Source organism: Guyparkeria hydrothermalis, from assembly GCF_023555375.1.
In the GTDB taxonomy this organism is placed as follows: Bacteria; Pseudomonadota; Gammaproteobacteria; order Halothiobacillales; family Halothiobacillaceae; genus Guyparkeria; species Guyparkeria hydrothermalis.
Genome location: NZ_JAJSEE010000006.1, coordinates 98,756 through 116,813 on the forward strand (window position 1 = coordinate 98,756; position 18,058 = coordinate 116,813).

General features: G+C 64.0%; 15 protein-coding genes. 6 read left to right on the forward strand and 9 right to left on the reverse strand.

The genetic code is table 11. The features are described from left to right. Positions 1–5 precede the first annotated feature (5 nt). The 5 genes from prlC to LV475_RS09155 all read left to right on the forward strand — a co-directional run bounded on the left by prlC (position 6) and on the right by LV475_RS09155 (position 6,350). Positions 6–2,066, forward strand: a complete 2,061-nt coding sequence (gene prlC / locus LV475_RS09135) for an oligopeptidase A (RefSeq protein WP_250106171.1) — start codon at positions 6–8, stop codon at positions 2,064–2,066. Continuing rightward, complete coding sequence (locus LV475_RS09140; protein WP_250106172.1) at positions 2,063–3,139, forward strand: AI-2E family transporter; 1,077 nt, start codon at positions 2,063–2,065, stop codon at positions 3,137–3,139. The genes prlC and LV475_RS09140 overlap by 4 nt, the downstream gene beginning before the upstream one ends. Beyond that, complete coding sequence (trmB, locus tag LV475_RS09145; protein ID WP_250106173.1) at positions 3,132–3,848, forward strand: tRNA (guanine(46)-N(7))-methyltransferase TrmB; 717 nt, start codon at positions 3,132–3,134, stop codon at positions 3,846–3,848. Before LV475_RS09140 ends, trmB begins: the two co-directional genes overlap by 8 nt. A gap of 363 nt (positions 3,849–4,211) precedes the next feature. Next, positions 4,212–4,628, forward strand: a complete 417-nt coding sequence (locus LV475_RS09150; protein WP_136866158.1) for a universal stress protein — start codon at positions 4,212–4,214, stop codon at positions 4,626–4,628. A gap of 57 nt (positions 4,629–4,685) precedes the next feature. Beyond that, positions 4,686–6,350, forward strand: coding sequence for a BCCT family transporter (locus tag LV475_RS09155; RefSeq protein WP_250106174.1), 1,665 nt, complete (start codon positions 4,686–4,688; stop codon positions 6,348–6,350). A 120-nt stretch (positions 6,351–6,470) separates the two neighbouring features. Here the strand turns inward: LV475_RS09155 and LV475_RS09160 are convergent, their stop codons facing one another. The 5 genes from LV475_RS09160 to LV475_RS09180 form a co-directional block, all read right to left on the reverse strand. Continuing rightward, on the reverse strand, positions 6,471–7,196 hold the full coding sequence (locus LV475_RS09160; protein ID WP_136866160.1) for a 3'-5' exonuclease: 726 nt from the start codon (positions 7,194–7,196) through the stop codon (positions 6,471–6,473). Continuing rightward, a complete protein-coding gene (locus LV475_RS09165; protein WP_136866161.1) occupies positions 7,193–9,091 on the reverse strand; it encodes a DUF294 nucleotidyltransferase-like domain-containing protein in 1,899 nt (632 codons plus the stop codon). Before LV475_RS09165 ends, LV475_RS09160 begins: the two co-directional genes overlap by 4 nt. Before the next feature lie 129 nt (positions 9,092–9,220). Then, entirely contained in the window at positions 9,221–10,525 is a 1,305-nt protein-coding gene (locus LV475_RS09170) for a carbohydrate porin (protein ID WP_211238770.1), read from the reverse strand. Between the two features lie 143 nt (positions 10,526–10,668). After that, positions 10,669–11,589 carry a ChaN family lipoprotein gene (locus tag LV475_RS09175; protein WP_250106175.1) on the reverse strand — a complete coding sequence of 307 codons (921 nt, stop codon included), beginning with the start codon at positions 11,587–11,589 and terminating at the stop codon, positions 10,669–10,671. 59 nt (positions 11,590–11,648) lie between these two features. Next, a complete protein-coding gene (locus tag LV475_RS09180; protein WP_156574014.1) occupies positions 11,649–11,825 on the reverse strand; it encodes a hypothetical protein in 177 nt (58 codons plus the stop codon). A gap of 298 nt (positions 11,826–12,123) precedes the next feature. On the opposite strand from LV475_RS09180, the gene rbp reads away from it, so the two are divergent. After that, a complete protein-coding gene (rbp, locus tag LV475_RS09185) occupies positions 12,124–12,405 on the forward strand; it encodes an RNA-binding regulator (RefSeq protein ID WP_197039285.1) in 282 nt (93 codons plus the stop codon). A gap of 84 nt (positions 12,406–12,489) precedes the next feature. Here rbp and LV475_RS11155 read toward each other — a convergent pair whose 3' ends face one another. From LV475_RS11155 to pepN, 4 genes are read right to left on the reverse strand one after another with little or no spacing between them, the layout of a single operon-like run. Continuing rightward, positions 12,490–13,275 (reverse strand): class I SAM-dependent methyltransferase, encoded by a 786-nt coding sequence (locus LV475_RS11155; protein WP_136866164.1) that lies wholly within the window; start codon positions 13,273–13,275, stop codon positions 12,490–12,492. Between the two features lie 18 nt (positions 13,276–13,293). Further along, complete coding sequence (motB, locus tag LV475_RS09195) at positions 13,294–14,316, reverse strand: flagellar motor protein MotB (RefSeq protein ID WP_136866165.1); 1,023 nt, start codon at positions 14,314–14,316, stop codon at positions 13,294–13,296. A 27-nt stretch (positions 14,317–14,343) separates the two neighbouring features. Continuing rightward, on the reverse strand, positions 14,344–15,198 hold the full coding sequence (gene motA / locus LV475_RS09200; RefSeq protein WP_136866166.1) for a flagellar motor stator protein MotA: 855 nt from the start codon (positions 15,196–15,198) through the stop codon (positions 14,344–14,346). A gap of 41 nt (positions 15,199–15,239) precedes the next feature. Further along, complete coding sequence (gene pepN, locus LV475_RS09205) at positions 15,240–17,897, reverse strand: aminopeptidase N (RefSeq protein ID WP_250106176.1); 2,658 nt, start codon at positions 17,895–17,897, stop codon at positions 15,240–15,242. Positions 17,898–18,058 lie beyond the last annotated feature (161 nt).

Genomic DNA, 18,058 nt, shown 5'->3' on the forward strand with positions numbered 1-18,058 from the left:
TACACATGTCCAACCCCTTGCTGGATACCCCCGACCTGCCGGCCTTCGACCGTATTGCCCCGGACCATGTCGAGCCGGCCATCGAGCAGATCCTCAGCGAAAACCGGGCCGCCATCGACGCGCGCCTCGCCGAGGGTGCGCCGTTCACCTGGGATAACTTCGTCGCCCCCATGGAGGCGCTGGAGGACCGGCTGGACCGCGCCTGGTCGCCGGTGAGCCACCTGAACGCCGTGGTCAACACGCCGGAACTGCGGTCCGCCTACGAGGCCTGCCTGCCCAAACTCTCCGACTACTCGACCGATCTTGGCCAGAACGAGGCCCTGTTCGCGGCCTACCGCGCCGTCAGCGAGCGTGACGACTTCGAAGCCCTTTCGGTGGAACAGCGCCGCGTGGTGGAAAACGCCATCCGTGACTTTCGCCTGGCCGGGGTCCACCTGGAGGCCGGTGACAAGGCGCGGTTCAAGGCATTGAAGAGCGAGTTGTCGCAATTGACGACACGGTTCGCCAACAACCTGCTGGATGCCACCAATGCCTGGTCGCTGGACATCGAGGACGAATCCCGCCTGGCCGGCCTGCCGGATTCGGCACGCGCCCTGTTCCGTCAGGCGGCCGAAAACGCCGACCGTCCGGGCTGGCGCATCACTCTGAAAATGCCCAGCTTCAACGCCGTGATGACCCACGCCGAGGATCGCGCCTTACGCGAGACGCTCTACGAGGCGTTCGTCACGCGCGCCTCCGAGGTGGGCCCACATGCCGGGGAGTGGGATAACGGGCCGATCATGGACCGCATCCTCGAGATCCGTCACGAACTGGCGCAACTGCTCGGATTCGATAACTACGCCCAGCGCTCGCTGGCCACCAAGATGGCGAGCGACCCGGCCGAGGTGCTCGCCTTCCTGCGCGAGCTTGCCGACCAGGCCGTGCCCAAGGCCCGGCGCGAGTTGGCCGACTTGCAGGCCTTCGCCCGCGATTCCGGCGGCCCGCAGACCCTGCAGCCCTGGGATATCGCCTTCTACGGCGAGAAGCTCCGCGAGGCGCGGTTCGCGATTTCCCAGAAGCAGCTCAAGCCCTACTTCCCGGCCGACCGGGTAGTCGAGGGCCTGTTCACGGTGGTGGGTCGCCTGTTCGGCATCCGCGTGCGCGAACGCGAGGACGTCCCCACCTGGCATGAGGACGTGCGGTTTTTCGAGGTCGAGGACCGCGACGGCAACCCGCGTGGCCGCTTCTACCTGGATCTGTACGCGCGGGCCAACAAGCGTGGCGGGGCGTGGATGGCCGGTGCCATCCAGCGCCGACGACTGCCCGACGGCAGCATCCAGCAACCGGCCGCCTTTCTCACCTGCAATTTCACCCCGCCGGTGGGCGGCAAGCCTTCCCTGCTCACCCACGACGAGGTCACCACGCTGTTTCACGAGTTCGGGCACGGCCTGCATCACCTGCTCACCCAGGTGGATGCCGCCGGGGTGGCCGGGATCAGCGGGGTCGCCTGGGATGCCGTGGAACTGCCCAGCCAGTTCCTGGAGAACTGGTGCTGGGAGCGCGAGGCGCTCGACCTGTTCGCTCGTCACGTCGACACGAACGAGCCGCTGCCGGCCGATCTGTTCGAGCGGATGCGCGCCGCGCGCCAGTTCCAGGCCGGCATGCAGATGGTCCGGCAACTCGAGTTCTCGCTGTTCGACCTGCTCCTGCATCAGGACTTCGACCCGGCCACCGGCGCGCGCATCCAGGAAACGCTGGACGAGGTACGCGACTCGGTCGCGGTGATCCAGCCACCGGCCTACAACCGTTTCCAGCATGGCTTCGCGCACATTTTTGCCGGTGGCTATGCCGCGGGCTACTACAGCTACAAGTGGGCCGAGGTCCTCTCGGCGGATGCCTGGTCGCGTTTCGAGGAGGACGGCGTGTTCAACGAGCGTGCCGGTTCCGACTTCCTGGTCCACATACTCGAGCGCGGTGGCAGCGAGGACCCGCTGGCCCTGTTCAAGGCATTCCGCGGGCGTGAGCCCAGCATCGAGCCGCTGTTGCGACAGCACGGCATCGCGACGGGCGAGGAGACCTCGGCATGATCGTCGACACCCCGCCCTCGCATCGACCGGGCGCGCTCACCTGGCTGTTGGGCGCCGCGGCGGTGTTCATCCTGCTCGCGGGATTGAAGACGGTCAGCCATATCGTCACGCCGTTCCTGCTGGCCGCCTTTCTCGCCATCATCAGCGCCCCGCCGATGGCCTGGATGCAGCGTCGCGGCGTGCCCGGCCTAATCTCGATCCTGTTCCTGTTCTCGCTCGTGGGCCTGGCCTTCTTCCTGCTCTTTCTCGCCCTGCAGGGCGCCGCCGAAAGCCTGGCGACGCAGGCCCCGGCCTACCAGGCGAAGCTTGCCGGGTGGCTGGAGCAGATCCGCACCATGCTTGCCGAACGTGGCGCGCCCCCGGAACTGCTGCCGGCACAGATCCCGTTGCCGGCCACGAGCACGATCACGGGCACGGCCACCGGCATCGCGACCGGATTGGGCCAGTTCACCGCGAGCACCCTGCTCGTGCTGCTGGCGTTCATGTTCCTGTTGCTCGAGGAGCGCACGCTTGCCGACAAGCTCGCCGCCGCCTTCCCCGGTCGTCGCCGGGCGCGGGTACGGACCCGGCGCTTTCTGCGTTCCGTCTACCGTTATCTGCTGATCAAGACCGGGGCGAGCGTGGTCACCGGCGTGCTGGTGGGCGTGGGTCTCTCCTGGCTGGGGATCGATTTCGCCATCCTCTGGGGCATCCTCGCGGGCCTGCTCAACTTCATCCCCACCATCGGCTCGTTCATCGCCGCGGTACCGGCCTTGCTGGTCACCGTGGTCAGCGGCTCCCCGCTGGACCTGCTGCTGGTCGGTGCGCTGTACCTGGTGGTCAACATCAGCATCGGCAGCATCCTGGAACCGCGCCTGCTGGGCCGGACACTGGGCCTCTCGCCGGTGATCGTGCTGATCTCGCTGCTGGTCTGGGGCTGGGTGTTCGGACCGATCGGCATGCTGCTCGCCGTGCCGCTGACCATGATCGCGAAGCTCGCCCTGGATTCGAGCCCGCAAACGCGCTGGGCCGGCATCCTGCTAAGCGATCGGGTACGCCGCCAACCGGTCACGACGTCGACGGCCGATGAGTGACGCCGATCGTCCCCGGCGTCCAGAGGTGACGGGTGGCGGGACGGATGACACCCCGACCGGTGGGGTGTCTCGCTCGGTCACCTCGAGCCAGACCGGTCCGCACGACGACCTCGAACGCCAGCTGCGGCGCCACGCGCAGCGCCTCTTCGCCAAGCCGATCGCCGACTACAACCGCAACGCCTTCGACCAGGTGACCGCGCGGATGGCCGCCGTCGATCGTCCGCTGATCCTCGACTCGGGCTGCGGCACCGGCGACAGCAGCCGCCTGCTCGCCCGCCGCTACCCCGACCACTGGGTGATCGGCGTCGACCGCTCGGCCGATCGCCTGTCGCGCCAGCGACCCGACACACCGCCCAACTGCCTGCTGGTGCGTGCCGACCTGGTCGACTTCTGGCGACTGGCCCGGCAAGCCGGCTGGACACCGGCACGCCACTACCTGCTCTATCCCAACCCGGAACCCAAACCGCGCCATTTGAAGCGGCGTTTCCATGCCCATCCGGTGTTTCCCAGCGTGGTGGCCCTGGGCGGCCGACTCGAGTCACGCAGCAACTGGCGGGTGTACCTCGAGGAGCTCGCGCTGGCCCTGGAATTTCATGGCCGCACCGCCCGAGTCGAACCGGTCAAGGATAACGAGCCGCCCATGACGCCGTTCGAGCGCAAATACCAAGCGAGTGGACAGCCACTGTGGCGATTGATCAGCGACGGGTAATCGCCTCGGTTTTGACAGCGGCACGTTGGATAAATGGGCCATCCAATCCCGATTAATCCGCGGTGTTTTTCCCGAGCCCTACCATTTATTAGCCGATTAATAATAAAGGCACGACAACCGAGTTCGCCATTGGAGTTGACAAGGCAGCTACCCTGTCCTGAGACCGCGGATTCACAAGCCGAGCCAATCCCCGCGTCAATCGCCGGGATTCGCACAGCAAATCGGCTGTGCCTATACTCGGGCGAGTCTTTCGGGCGTCGGGGCGAAAATCCAACGCATTAACCGGCATCCGGCGCCCAAACCGTGTCGTTCATGAATCGGGAGACAAACCGCTTTCATGCCATTCCAGGAGGAGCCGAACGCATGTATCAAACGATAATGGTCCCGGTGGATCTCGCGCACCTCGATGCGCTGGAGAAACCGTTGACGGTGGCAGCCGACATGGCACGTCACTACAACGCCCAACTCTGCTACGTGGGTGTCACCACCTCCCAGCCCAGCTCGGTAGCCAGAACCCCCGAGGAATACGAGCAGAAGCTCAAGGCCTTCGCCCGGGAGCACGCGCCGGACAACGGCCATGCCCCGACGGCTCGGGTCTACAACAGTCACGACCCGGTGACCGACCTGGACGACATCCTGCTCAAGGCTATCGACGACGTCGGCGCCGATCTGGTGGTGATGGGCACGCACCTCCCCCACCACATCGACGCGATCATGCCGGCCAACGGCAGCAAGGTCGCCGCGCACTCGAACGTCTCGGTCTTCCTCGTTCGACCCTGAATGCCCAACGATCAAACGAACTGACCTGGTCAACCAGAAACCGACGGAGAGACACACGTGGACAACAAACCCGATAACGCACCGGACACGCATAGCGAATCGGTCGGCGTCCCGGCCCCCGAAGGGGCGGCCAACCTGATCGATACCGATTACAAGATCGGGCAGGACAACTACCAGGCCGCGCCGATTGGCGTGAATATCGACATCCATGGCGCGGTGTTCACCTTTTCCTCCCTGGTGATCCTGGCGTTCGTCGTGCTGACGCTCGCCCTGCCCGACCAGTCGACCGCTTGGTTCGATGGCGCCAAGAACTGGATCAACACCAACATGAGCTGGTTCCTGATCGGCGCGGCAAACATCTTCGTGATCCTGTGCCTGGTGCTGATCTTCTCGCCCCTGGGCCGGGTGCGGATCGGCGGGGCCAAGGCCGCGCCCGACTTCAGCTACCTGTCATGGTTTGCGATGCTCTTCGCCGCGGGCATGGGCGTCGGCCTGATGTTCTATGGCGTGTCCGAGCCGCTGTCCCACTACGGCACCTCACTGGGTGGCGTCAGCATGGGCGAAGACGGCGCACGCACCGACTGGGCCCCGCTGGGTGGCGCCGAAGGCGACCCGGCCGGCGCGATGAGCCTGGGCATGGCCGCGACCATCTTCCACTGGGGTCTGCACCCCTGGGCGATCTACGCGATCGTGGCACTGTCGCTGGCGATCTTCTCCTACAACAAGGGCCTGCCGCTGACCGTCCGCTCCATGTTCTACCCCCTGCTGGGTGAGCGCATCTGGGGCTGGCCGGGCCACCTGATCGACATCCTGGCCGTCTTCGCCACGCTGTTTGGCCTCGCCACCTCGCTCGGGATCGGCGCGCAGCAGGCCTCCGCCGGCCTGTCGCACCTGTTCGGCGTGCCCGAAGGCAACACCACGCTGGTGCTCCTGATTTCGGCCATCACGGCCGTTGCGGTGATCTCGATCGTCGCCGGCGTCGACAAGGGCGTGAAGCGCCTGTCCGAGATCAACCTGGTGCTGGCCTTCATCCTGCTGATGTTCGTCGTGTTCGTCGGCCCGACCCTGATGATCGCGACCGGGTTCGTGAAGAACCTCGGCTCGTACATCACCGAGCTGCCGTTCCTCTCCAACCCGTTCGGCCGCGAGGACGCCAACTTCAGCCAGGGCTGGACCACGTTCTACTGGGCCTGGTGGATCAGCTGGTCGCCGTTCGTCGGTATGTTCATCGCCCGGGTCTCGCGTGGCCGTTCCGTGCGCGAGTTCCTGGTCGCGGTCCTGCTGGTGCCGTCCACCGTCTCGGTGTTCTGGATGACCGCCTTCGGCACCACCGCCATCAACCAGCTGCAGAACGGCTTTGAAGGCGCGAAGAACTCCGACCTGCCCGTCCAGCTGTTCGAGACGCTGGGCCAGATGCCGATGGCCGAGATCACCTCGTTCATCGCCATCTTCCTGGTGATCGTCTTCTTCGTGACCTCGTCGGACTCCGGCTCGCTGGTCATCGACACCATCACCGCCGGCGGCAAGATCGACGCACCCAAGCCCCAGCGTGTCTTCTGGGGCGTAATCGAGGGCGCGATCGCGATCGCCCTGTTGGTGGGTGGCGGCCTCGCGGCACTGCAGTCCGCGGCCGTCGCCGCGGGCCTGCCGTTCACGGTGGTCCTGCTGGTGGGCTGTTATGCCATCGTCAAGGGACTGATGAGCGAACCGCGCGGCAAGTGACGCGCCCCGTGCCGGTCACGGCGGACTCCCGCCGCGATCGGTCCGGGTTCGACCAACGCGAAAGGCGGCCGTTCGGCCGCCTTTTTTCGTGTCTATCCAATCGACAATCCTTTGCCGGGGTCATTCCCAGAGTTCGCCCACGGGCGTCTCCGGGCGGTAATGGCGCGCGATCTGCGCCTGCAACAGTTCGGCCGTCGCCAATGCATCGAGCTTGGCGTGGTGCGCTGAGTAGCCCGGCAGGCCATAGCGGGTGCGGCTGTCGGCCAGTCGGATCGACGTGCGTCGCGCCGAGAACAGGCCCTTGAGGCGATTCCACCAGCCGGCACGTACCTGGCGTGCCTCGATTCTCATGGTGTCGATCACCGGGAACAGGCAACGCTCACCACGCCGGGCCAGCACGGCGGCGTCCAGGAACGGCCTCTCGATGCCGCGGTAATGAACCACCACCACGTGCCCGGCCAAGGCCGCCAATACCTCGTCGAGCACCTCGTCCAGGTCCGGCGCCCGGGCGACCTCCGCGTGGGTGATGCGGTGAAACCGAATCGAGGCTTCGTCCAGGGGCCGCGGTGGTCGGACGACCCAGTACCGGCCCGCCGACGGGCGGATACGTTTCAAATCGAACGGCACCACCCCGATCGAGACGATGGCATGACGGTGGACGTCCAGGCCGGTCGTCTCGAAATCGAGCGCCATCAGCGGCACGTCCTGCAAGGGCGTATCCGGGGCCGGCAATCCGGCGGCGTAGAACGCACGCAAGGCGGGGTCCCGGCAGCGATCGGCCTGGTCGGCAAAGAACGCCGCCCAGGTCGATTCGCTCCGTTGTTGATGCGCGGCGGCCGGGCTCATCGAGTCGGCATTGGGTAACGAAACCGCAGGAATTTCTGGGCGTTGCTCAGCACCTGGAACGCGTCCTTGAGGTTGTGGCGTTCGCCATCCGAGACGTTCTCCGGCTCGATGTTGTTGTCCGGGGCATGGTGATGCTTGAGGTCATACGCTTGGTGGCGGATACGCACCATGGAAATGAACTCGAGCGCGTAGCGCAGCTTGTCCGCCTGCCCTGCCGGCAGGGTGTTGGCCTTGACGATGTCGTCCAGCCGCTCGAACGAGTTCTGGGAACGTGACCCCACGGCCAGGGCATGCACGCGTATCACGTCCACGAGCGGGGCCGTACCGCGCCGCTTCAGGTTGATGGAGTTGTTGTGCTGCCCGTCCTTTTCCATGACGAAGGTCCGGAAAAAGCCAAGCGGCGGGGTTCGATTGAGCGCGTTACGAGCCAGCGCGGCGAGAAACAGCGGGCTGTGGCTCGCCCGCTCGGCGACCAGGTCCTGCAGTTGCTCGACGAATCGTTCTTCGCCGTGCACGGCCTCGAGATCGAAGAAGATCGAGCTGTGAAGAAGCTTTTCCGGGTCCGGTTCATCGATCCATTCGGTGAAATACCGCCGCCAGACCGACAGTGGCTGGCGCCACTTGTCGTTCGTGGCCATGATCCCGCCGCTGCAGTACGGATAACCGCAGGCATGCAGACCATCGCTCACGCGCTGGGCGAGTGCGGCGAACCAGGCATCGTGTTCGGCGGGATCGAACGAATCGTCGAGGATCAGGGCATTGTCCTGGTCCGTGGTGATGGTCTGATCGTTTCTCGCCATCGACCCGTTGACCATGAAGCAATACGGCACCGGCGGCGGACCCAGTTCTTCCTCGGCAAGCTCGATCAGGCGACGGATCAGGCTGCGTCCGATGCTGGACATGGCCTGACCGATCATCTGCGAGGTCGCACCGTCGTCGACCAGACGCACGAACGCCGCGCGCACGTCCGGCATCAAGCGGGACAGCCCCTTGACCGACCCCTGGTTGAAGATGTTGCTGACCAGGTACAGGCTGCTGTGCGTCTCGTAGCGCACGATATCGGAGAGATGCACCACGCCCACCGGCCGGCGCCGATGCAGGACCGGCAGGTGGTGCACGTTGTTGCGCAGCATGGCCAGCATCGCCTCGTACACCGATTCGTCCGACTGGATGGTGATGAGCCGGTCATGCTTGATTTCGGCGAGTGGCGTGTCACCCGGCCGGCCCGCGGCCAGCACGCGAGCGCGCAGGTCCTGGTCGGTCAGGATGCCCGTCAGGCGCCAATGGCCATGTTCCTCGCCGGCAAACGCCCGTTCGTCATCCGGGTCGGATTTCGAGAACAACAGGATCGACGAGACATGGTGCTCAGTCATCAGGCGCGCGGCCTCGTGCACCGGGGCGTTTTCCTCGATGTTGACCGGGCTGCGCGTCAACAACCGCCGCACCCGGCTGACCATCAGGTCATTCTCGCGCTCGTTCTGTTCGACGGTGGCCTTTAGGCGTGGCCCCGACAGTTCGACGAAATCCGCAAACTGGTCATCTTCTTCGCAGAGCTGATCGAAGACGTCGGCCGGGATCAGGTAGAGCAACGTGTCCTCGATGGCGCGCACCGGGAACCGGACGCGGCGATTGTGCAGCAGTCCCGTGTGGCCGAAAATATCGCCCTCCCCGATCCGGTTGTAGAGCTCGCCGTTGTGCCGGTAGACCTCGACCGCGCCGCTGCGAACGTAACGCAGGTTGTCGATCGGCTCACCGTATTCCTGGATGGTCGAACCCTCGCGGTAGTAGGCGACATCCGTGCGCGCGGCGATCTGATCCAGCCACTGGGGATCAAGCCGATCGAACGGCGGGTAATGCCGCAAGTGCTCGCGTATTTCCTGGACTTCCGCTTCCATCTACTGCCCCTGCCGATGGTGGTTGGCCGTGCTCAGGCGGCCACGCCTACGTGGTGCCGCCCAGAGAGAGGTTGGCATAAAAAAGGCGGGCTTTCGCCCGCCTTGTCCATCATCTTCACCGCTGGATCGTCAGAAGTAGTAACCGACGTTGATGTTGAAGATGGTGTTGTCTTCGCCGCTTTGACCCGGACCCGCCATGGCGCCGGTCACGAACGGCTGATTTTCACCATTGATGATGTCGAAGTAGGCATAGACACCACCTGCCGATACTGCCATGCCGGTGACGTTCATGTACGTGTCATCATAATCGTTGTTTTTATCGTAGATCAGGCTGTAATCGTTGTAGAACGTCAATGAGGAAACCGGGCCCCACTCGACCGGCAGCGTATAGGCCAGGTTCGCCGTAATCGCCTTGGCAGACAGCGGCCCCGTGTACAGACCCGCGTAATAGCCGTAATTCATGAATTGGGCGTCGGCATCGTCAAGATCGTATTCCCAATCCGTGTACTGCAGCTGCAGATTCCAGCGATCGTAATCGGCGACCAGGTGGGCGGCTGCCGCGCGGAAATCACCATCGCCACCCGGATTCGTTCCACCATCCATCTGTCCATACTTGATGGATGCACCCGGCTTGAGCGTCAACTTGTCGGTGACTTTGTAATCATACTCGGCGCGAGCCACGAGTGTGTTGACCGATTCGGTCGCACCCTGATTGCCGTTGTAACCCACGGCATTTGCCGAATAGCTGTCCGTATCACCGGAACCATCGAACTCAGGACCAAAATTTCGCTCGTCATTCTTCATGAATGCGAGGTCAAATCGCCAATCACCCGGTTCGTAGGTAGTGCCGACACCGAAGTCGTAGTTATCCTCGAGACCAACGTAGTACAGCGAGGAGAAGTAGAAGTTATGTGAGTTATACGGCAAGACGCCAAACGGCACCTGAAAGACACCGGCCTTCGCCATCAGCGCATCGGTGAACTCGTAACCGACCCACGCATGATGAATGGCCGTGAAGTATTCGTACCAGCGCCACTCTGCTGACAGGATGACGTCACCGATCTCGCCGTCGAAATTCAGACGGAACGTGTCGAAGTTCAGGTCACCACCACGGTCATTGCCATCATTGGCGTCGTTGTAGGTGTAGTTGAAGCGAACCGCCCCACCGACATTGATATCCGGCTCGGATGCCTCCGCCTTTTCTTCGGCCTTGGCCACCTTCTCGGCCTGTTCGGCTTGCTTCTGTTCGATCTGATCGTTGCGCGCGCGCTCCTTTTCGAGCTCGCCCTGCAGGGTTTCGACGCGTTGCTTGAGCGCTTCGAGTTCCTGCATGATCTTCTCGGCACTGGCGTCGCCCGTCGCCGCGATGCCCGCAAGCGGCGAGGTGCCGAGCGCCACACCGATGGAGATTGCCAACAACTGCTTCTTCATCATCGATCCCTCTTTATTCGTTGTTTATCAACGGCTCTGCTTGATTGGGTTTGTGATTATTTTGTGGCCCGAGGCCACGGTAACACGGGGTTCAACCCCCTAAGCGCGTAATCGGGCGGCCGCTCACCGCGCCGACCCCATCGATGTCACTCCTCGTCTCCATCCTCACCCACCGCGGCACACGGGTCGTCGCGCATCACTTCGGGGGCGACCCACATCAGATCGAAGGCATCCTCTGCCTCCGGGGCTCCGTCAAGATGATTTGTCGGCACCATGCCCACCGACATGATGCTGGGACGCTCATCTTCGGCCAGGCGTGAAAGCCAATACCCGACGCCGCGATCGAGACGCGCGTGCTGATTGCCCATCACCGCCACCACCCGATGGTCGGGATGAGCGTCCCGGGCGGCCATGATCGCCTCGGCCATCACCAGGTCGCGCGCGACCTGCGCTCGGAGCATGCGACTCGACATGGAGGACGGAATCTCCTGGCAGTGGGAGCGTTCCAGCACATCGATCAACTCGTCTTGCTGCTCATCCGGCAAGGACAGCGACGGGGCCAGATCATCGATCCAAGCGAGCGTCCCACCATCCATTTGGTCGCGCCATTCATCGCCGTCGGCCATCGCGACCGCCATGGCCATTTCGCGCGACAGGTTCAGTGGCCATAACGGCGCCCGATGCTGTGCCGCCCAGTCGAACAGGCGGCCATACTGATCCCATCCCCATCCATCGAAATCGAACCCGCCGGCCTCGGCGCGCTCTCGTCCGCCGGCAAGGGAATCGACGTTCATCCGGTCAACGTCATCGTCGTCGCGGCGATCGAGCTGTTCCATGGCAAGCACGACCGGACGGCCGGCGCTCCTCAGGGTGTCAAGCAGTTCGACCTGTCGGCGGTGGATCGCAGCCGAGTCGTGCACCTCACCCAGCAGGATCACATCCGCCCGTTCCAGTCCGGCCATGACCTGATCGTCGACGACACGTTCTCCCTGCCCGTTCCACCATCCGCCCACCTCGATCACCGGGGTCTCCGCCCGTGCGCCGGACAGCGCCACCAACAGGGTCACGACGGGCGCCACTCCCCCGCTTAACCACCACTTGCTCGGATGACGTGTCACGGCTGCATTCATTCGTCGAACATCGCTTGTAAATAGGCGCTGGCTTTAGGGCGGCCAATCTCACGTTTGGGTCGGCCAAAACGGAATGAACCGAAGCTTAGTAAAACGACAGCGATTTGCCCGCCATTGGCGATGTCGGCCTCATCCCCAACACGACCGGCGGAGACCAAACGCGACCATGCCATCGCGCACCGATGCTCACGGGACGGCACGAGATCGCTCGACTGAGGGGAAGGGACGGTCGTGACCCGAACCCTGGTCAAGCGTGTTGATGCACGAAAACCACAGGTGGTAAATCAGCGCAAAAACACCGCTTGCGTTCGCGGCCGAATGCTTTAATGTCAGCCGAATGGAGCGTCCGAACGCTGCACAGGGTTCCTGTCGCCGGCGGCTCGTGGCCTTCATCCGACCGGGATGGATGCGTGCTGAACACCCCGGCCGGTCGCCAGATCAGCACGGCTTTTAGAGTTTGTTTTCGAGATGATCAATATTTACGTGGGCAACCTGCCCTACTCCCAGGATGACCAGGGCCTCCAGGCCGCCTTCGAGGCCTTCGGCGAAGTCAAATCCGCCAAGGTGATCAAGGACATGGCTACCGGTCGCTCCAAGGGCTTCGGTTTTGTCGAGATGTCCGACAAGGACGCCGGCATGCAGGCCATCGAAGCGTTGAACGACTCGGACATGGATGGCCGCAACATCCGCGTCAACGAGGCCCGTCCGCGTGAGCGCAACAACGATCGTGGCGGTTTCCGCTCGCGTTTCTAAGCGCCCCTGAGAGTGACGTCGAAAAGCCGGCCTTGCGCCGGCTTTTCTGTTTCTGGGCCCCGGGCCGGCAGCCAACCCACCGGGTCACGGCGTGACCGATTCAGCGGAGGCCGCAAGCGGTGCCTGGCGGGGCAAGCGGGGATAGCGGTGCAGATCGAAGCGGCCGGCGCCGAGCAAGGCCTCGGCCTCGACACCCGGCACTTCGAAGGCAAGGGAGTACAACGCGCCACCCTCGGCCAACTCGCGCTGGCACTTGCGCCAGATGCGCAACATCGGTTCCGGCGAGAGAAAGGTGAACACGGCGTCGAAATCGCTCCAGGCATCCCGCCAGAAGTCGCGGAACTCCACCCGACAATTCGCCTGCCCCCGACAGCGCCAACGAGCGGCCAGGTACAGCACGGGCGCCGTCTCGTACCCGGTGAAACGCACCTCGGGCAAGCGCCTCGCCAACGCGGCGATCAGATGCCCGTCGCCGCAGCCCATGTCGGCCAGGTGATGGATGTCACGCTCTCGGATCTCCCGTTCCAGCGCATCGATCACCGCCGTGCCGGATCGATACAGCGGCACCCGATGGCGAATGGCATTGAACTGGACCAGCAGCAGCACCACGGCCGCGGCCAGAAACCAGCCGGGATGAATCTGAAGCCCGCCCCACATGACCAGCGGGGCGAGGAGCAGCACACCACGCCACCAGGACGGCAACAGCCGCCACCCCATCGTCATGGCGAGCACACCGGCCACTCCGGCGATCAGCCAGGGCGCAGGTCTTGCCCCCTGCCAGTCGGCCCAGGCACGGGCCAGCAGCAGGCTCGCCAGGATGGCGAGTGCCAGCACCGCAAAGCCGATCAGCAGGGATAAATGACGCCGCACTGGTGATTAGGGCGTCGCCTAAGGCGTCGCTTGGGTTTCCGTGGGCGGGCTCGGGGTGGCGCCCTCCGTGTCGGGGGCCGGCGACTCCGATTCGCCCTGAACCCCCAGCAGGTCGTCCACGCTCATCGCCCCGTCGCGTGACGGTTCGAGGATTCGGCGCGTGGCCGACTCCTTCATCACCGTCATGGATATGCGGCGGTTCTGCGGGTCGAGCGGATCGTCATCGATGAAAGGCAAGGCATCCGCCATCCCGATGACCTGGAGGAACTTGTCCTCCTGGTAGCCGTATTCGGCCAGCGAGCGGCGGGCCGAATTCGCCCGGTCGGCCGACAACTCCCAGTTGCTGCGCCCCTCGCGACCGAACGGCCGGGCGTCGGTGTGGCCCTCGATCGACAGGCGGTTGGGCATCTCGTTGAGCACCGGCGCGAGCGAATGCAGGATTTCGTCGGCATATCCCTGCAGGTCATCCGACCCCAGCTCGAACATGGGCCGGTTCTCCTTGTCGATGATCTGGATGCGCAGTCCGTCCCGGGTGATATCGAGCTTGATCTGGTCCTTGTAGGCCTTGAGCGCGGGGTCGACCTCGATCAGCGACTCGAGGCGCTCCTTGAGCTCCTCGATCTGCTCACGCTCCATGGCCTCGATGCGTTCCTGGATCTGTTCTTCGGTCATGTCCGCCGGATCGGCGGTCTTCTCCTCGGACTGCGTATCACGCTTTTCCGGCGTGGGCTTCTCGCCGGCATTCACCTGTCCTTCCTGGCGGGTCAGGTCGTCCCCGCCGCCGTCGATCAGGCTCTCGCTCATGCCGGCGTTGCTGCCCCCTTCCAGGGTCACCTTCGTGGGGTTGGCGAAATACTCCGAGATGCCCTTGAGCTCCTCCTCGCCCATCGAGCCCAGCAGCCACATGAGCAGGAAGAAGGCCATCATCGCGGTCACGAAATCGGCGTAGGCGATCTTCCAGGCACCACCATGGTGACCGCCATGGCCCTTCTTGACCTTCTTGATGACGATCTGCTGATTTTGATCCGGTTGTTCGGCCACCGTGTCTCTACCCCGTGCTCAACCGGTTCACTTGTTTTCCTTGAGGAAGGTCTCGAGCTCGGTGAAGCTCGGTCGATCCGACGAGTAAAGCACCTTGCGGCCAAACTCCACGGCCACCTGCGGGGGATAGCCGTTCATGAAGGCGATCAGCGCCGCCTTGATGCTTTGCTGATACTTGGTCGAATCGTTGATCTTGTGCTCGAGGTTGTTCGCGACCGGATTGACGAAGGCATAGGCGGCGAGGATACCCAGGAAGGTCCCCACCAGCGCCGCGGCAATCAGCTTGCCCAGTTCGGATGGCGGCAGGTGGACCGATTCGAGGGTGTGCACGACGCCGAGCACCGCCGCGACGATACCGAACGCGGGCAAGGCCTCGCCCATCTTCGCGATGGCCGAGCGCGGGAGATCCGCCTCCTCGTGATGCGTGTCGATATCGAGATCCATCAAGTTGTCGATCTGGTGCACGTCGAGTGTGCTCGAGACCATCAGACGCAGGTAGTCGGTGATGAACTCGACCGTGTGGTGGTCCTTCATCACGGTGGGCGCACTATTGAACAACTCGCTGTTTTCCGGGTCGTCGATGTCCTCCTCGATGGCCATCAACCCCTCCTTGCGCGCCCGGGTGAAGATCGCGTAGAGCAGCGCGAGGGTCTCCATGTTGAGCTTCTTGCCATGACGAGACCCCTTGAAGGCCGTGCCAAAACCGCCCATCGTCGCCTTGAGTGTCTTGGGCGAGTTGCCCGCCACCAGGGCAGCACCGGCCGCCCCGAAAATGATCAGGTACTCGATCGGCTGGAACAGAATGATCAGGTGCCCGCCGGCGAGCATGAACCCGCCGATCACGCTTGCCAGCACCACCAGCCAGCCAACTGCAACCATCATGGTGTAATCGTCCCCAGGTTATCTATTTGATCGTTGTTGTTTTATTTCAGCGCCTTGCCGGCGATTTCCGCCAAGTCGGTAGAACAGTCGCGACGATCCAGCATGCGCTCGAGCTCACCACGCATCCGGTCGGCCCGACCGCCATCATAGCGACGCCACCGGCTGAACACCGTCGCCATCCGTGCCGCGATCTGCGGGTTGAAACCGTCGATCTCGATGATCTTGTCGGCAACCCAGCGATATCCTGAACCCGTCGATGCATGAAAGGCGACCGGGTTGCCACGCGAAAACGTGCCCACCAGCGCGCGAACGCGGTTCGGGTTGCGAATCGAGAACGCCGGATGGGCCTCGAGCGCCGCGAGTGTCTCGGCGTCGTCCGGCTCGACCATCCGCGCCCGCAGGGCAAGCCACTTGTCCATGACCAGCGGATCGTCCTTCCATTCCTCGGCGAAGGCCTCCAGGGCCTGGTCTCGCTCGTCACTGGCCCGCAGCGACAACGCCGTCAGCGCGTTGAAGCGCTCGGTCATGTTGTCGGCCTCCTCGAGCTGCTCGACGGCAAGACGTCGCCAGGCCGGGTGGTCCAGCGCGTTGAGGTAACCCAGCACCTGGGCGCGCAATGCCCGGCGCCCCACATCGACCCCATCGAATCGATACTCGCCGTCAACCGCCAGTTTCTCGAAGGCGAGCACCAGGGTCTGCGACCACTCGTTGGCCAGTTGCTCGCGCAGTTCCACGCGCGCCCGGTGAATGGCATCCACCGGCACGTCCTGGTGGAATTGCTCGGCGATGTAGTTTTCGCTGGGCAGGGTCAGGCATTCGGCGACAAAGCGCGGATCGGCCCCGCCCTGCGTGCTCACCGCCGAGTGCAGCAACCGGCCGAAGGCGGCACTCAGGCCCTCGGGCAACCCGGTTTCGGCCCAGTCGCCCTGCTCCTCGGCCTGGCGGATGCGTTCGACCAACGTCAGCAACACCAGTCGCTGATAGGCATCCCAGCGATTGAATTCGTCGGTGTCGCTGCCGGCCAGCAAGGCGAGATCCGTGGCATCGTAGTCGTGTTCGACCTTCACCGGGGCGGTAAAGCCGCGGTTGAGCGAGAGCACCGGCAGACCGGCCCCGGCCGGCAGCGTGAACCGGCGGCTCTCCTCGGTCTTGGAAAGCACCAGGGTCGTTTGCGGCTCGCCATTTCCGTCCGGGCCACTCAGCGAGACCGGTTTCCCGTCCCGGTCGAAGGCCGCGATCCCAAGCGGGATCAGGAAGGGGGCGTCGTCCTCCTGACCGGCAACCGCCGGGATCTCCTGCCGGAAGTCCACCACCAGGTCGTTACCCTCGATCCGCTTTTTCACGTGCACGATCGGCGTGCCCGCCCGGTCGTACCAGCGACGGAACTGGGCGGTGTCGAAATCGGCCTGCTCGGCCATGGTGTCGATAAAGTCCTCGATGGTCACGGCCTGGCCGTCAAAACGCTCGAAGTAGCGGTCGGTGCCGCGACGGAATGTCTCCCAACCGAGCAGGTTGTGCCACATCCGCACCACTTCCGCGCCCTTGTTGTAGACGGTGGCGGTGTAGAAATTGTTGATCTGCTCGTATTCCTTGGGCTGCACCGGGTGGGCCTGCGGGCCGGCATCCTCCGGGAACTGCACCTGGCGCAGGAGGTTCACCTCCTCGATGCGCTTGACGGCCCGCGAGCCCATGTCCGCCGAGAACTCCTGGTCGCGGAAGACCGTGAAGCCCTCCTTGAGCGACAGCTGGAACCAGTCCCGACAGGTCACGCGGTTACCCGACCAGTTGTGGAAGTACTCGTGGGCCACGACCGACTCGATGCCCTCGTAGTCGTGGTCAGTGGCCGTCTCCGAGCGCGCCAGGATGAACTTGGAGTTGAAGATGTTCAGCCCCTTGTTTTCCATCGCGCCCATGTTGAAGTCGTCGACCGCGACGATATTGAACACGTCGAGGTCGTACTCGCGACCGTAGGTTTCCTCGTCCCAGGCCATCGACTTGATCAGCGAGCGCATGGCGTGATCGCAACGGTCGATGTTGTGCGGCTCGACGTAGATGCCGAGATCGATCGTCCGACCCGACGCGGTGGTGAACTGGTCGTGGATCGACTTGAGATCGCCGGCCACCAGCGCGAACAGGTAGGACGGCTTGGGATGCGGGTCGTCCCAGACCGCCAGGTGCCGGCCGTCTTCCAGGTCACGCGACTCGACCGGATTGCCGTTGGAAAGCAGCACCGGGCAACTCGCCTTGTCGGCGATCAAGGTCACCCGGTAGCGACTGAGGACGTCGGGGCGATCCGGGAAGAAGGTGATGCGACGAAAGCCTTCCGGCTCGCACTGGGTGCAGAAGTTGCCCGACGACTGGTAGAGCCCGTCGAGCTTGGTGTTGTCGACCGGGTCGACGCGGCAGACCATCGTCAGCGTGCAGCGATCGGGCAATCCGCTGATCGACAGACCGTTGTCGCGTTCCTCGACCTGTTCGGCGGCCAGCGGCTTGCCGTCCAGCTCGATCGACTCGAGCGTCAGCTCGTCGCCATCCAGCCACAGCGACTCGTCATGAGACCCGTTGCGCCGCACGGTCAACGACGACTCGACCCGGGTACCGCGAGCGGCGAGCTCGAAGGTCAGGTCGACGTGGTCAATCAGGTAGTTCGGCGGGCGGTAGTCGGCGAGGCGGACGGTCTGCGCTTGGCGATCGGTCATGGTGGCCTTGGAGATGACAGCGTTAATTGAGTAGTCGAGTCCCATGAGCATATCAGCAACCGTATCGATTCCGTGCCCGCGGCCGGTGACCAACACGCCAAGCAATGACCTAGGGCATCAGGCATAATGCGCCCCCATCTCACCCCGGTGGACCTGCCGCG

Bases quoted from the DNA above. Each gene is read 5' to 3' on its own strand.
- prlC (WP_250106171.1), top strand. From the start codon at position 6: ATGTCCAACCCCTTGCTGGATACCCCCGACCTGCCGGCCTTCGACCGT.
- LV475_RS09140 (WP_250106172.1), top strand. From the start codon at position 2,063: ATGATCGTCGACACCCCGCCCTCGCATCGACCGGGCGCGCTCACCTGG.
- trmB (WP_250106173.1), top strand. From the start codon at position 3,132: ATGAGTGACGCCGATCGTCCCCGGCGTCCAGAGGTGACGGGTGGCGGG.
- LV475_RS09150 (WP_136866158.1), top strand. From the start codon at position 4,212: ATGTATCAAACGATAATGGTCCCGGTGGATCTCGCGCACCTCGATGCG.
- LV475_RS09160 (WP_136866160.1), bottom strand. From the start codon at position 7,196: ATGAGCCCGGCCGCCGCGCATCAACAACGGAGCGAATCGACCTGGGCG.
- LV475_RS09165 (WP_136866161.1), bottom strand. From the start codon at position 9,091: ATGGAAGCGGAAGTCCAGGAAATACGCGAGCACTTGCGGCATTACCCG.
- LV475_RS09170 (WP_211238770.1), bottom strand. From the start codon at position 10,525: ATGATGAAGAAGCAGTTGTTGGCAATCTCCATCGGTGTGGCGCTCGGC.
- LV475_RS09180 (WP_156574014.1), bottom strand. From the start codon at position 11,825: ATGGCATGGTCGCGTTTGGTCTCCGCCGGTCGTGTTGGGGATGAGGCC.
- motA (WP_136866166.1), bottom strand. From the start codon at position 15,198: ATGATGGTTGCAGTTGGCTGGCTGGTGGTGCTGGCAAGCGTGATCGGC.
- pepN (WP_250106176.1), bottom strand. From the start codon at position 17,897: ATGACCGATCGCCAAGCGCAGACCGTCCGCCTCGCCGACTACCGCCCG.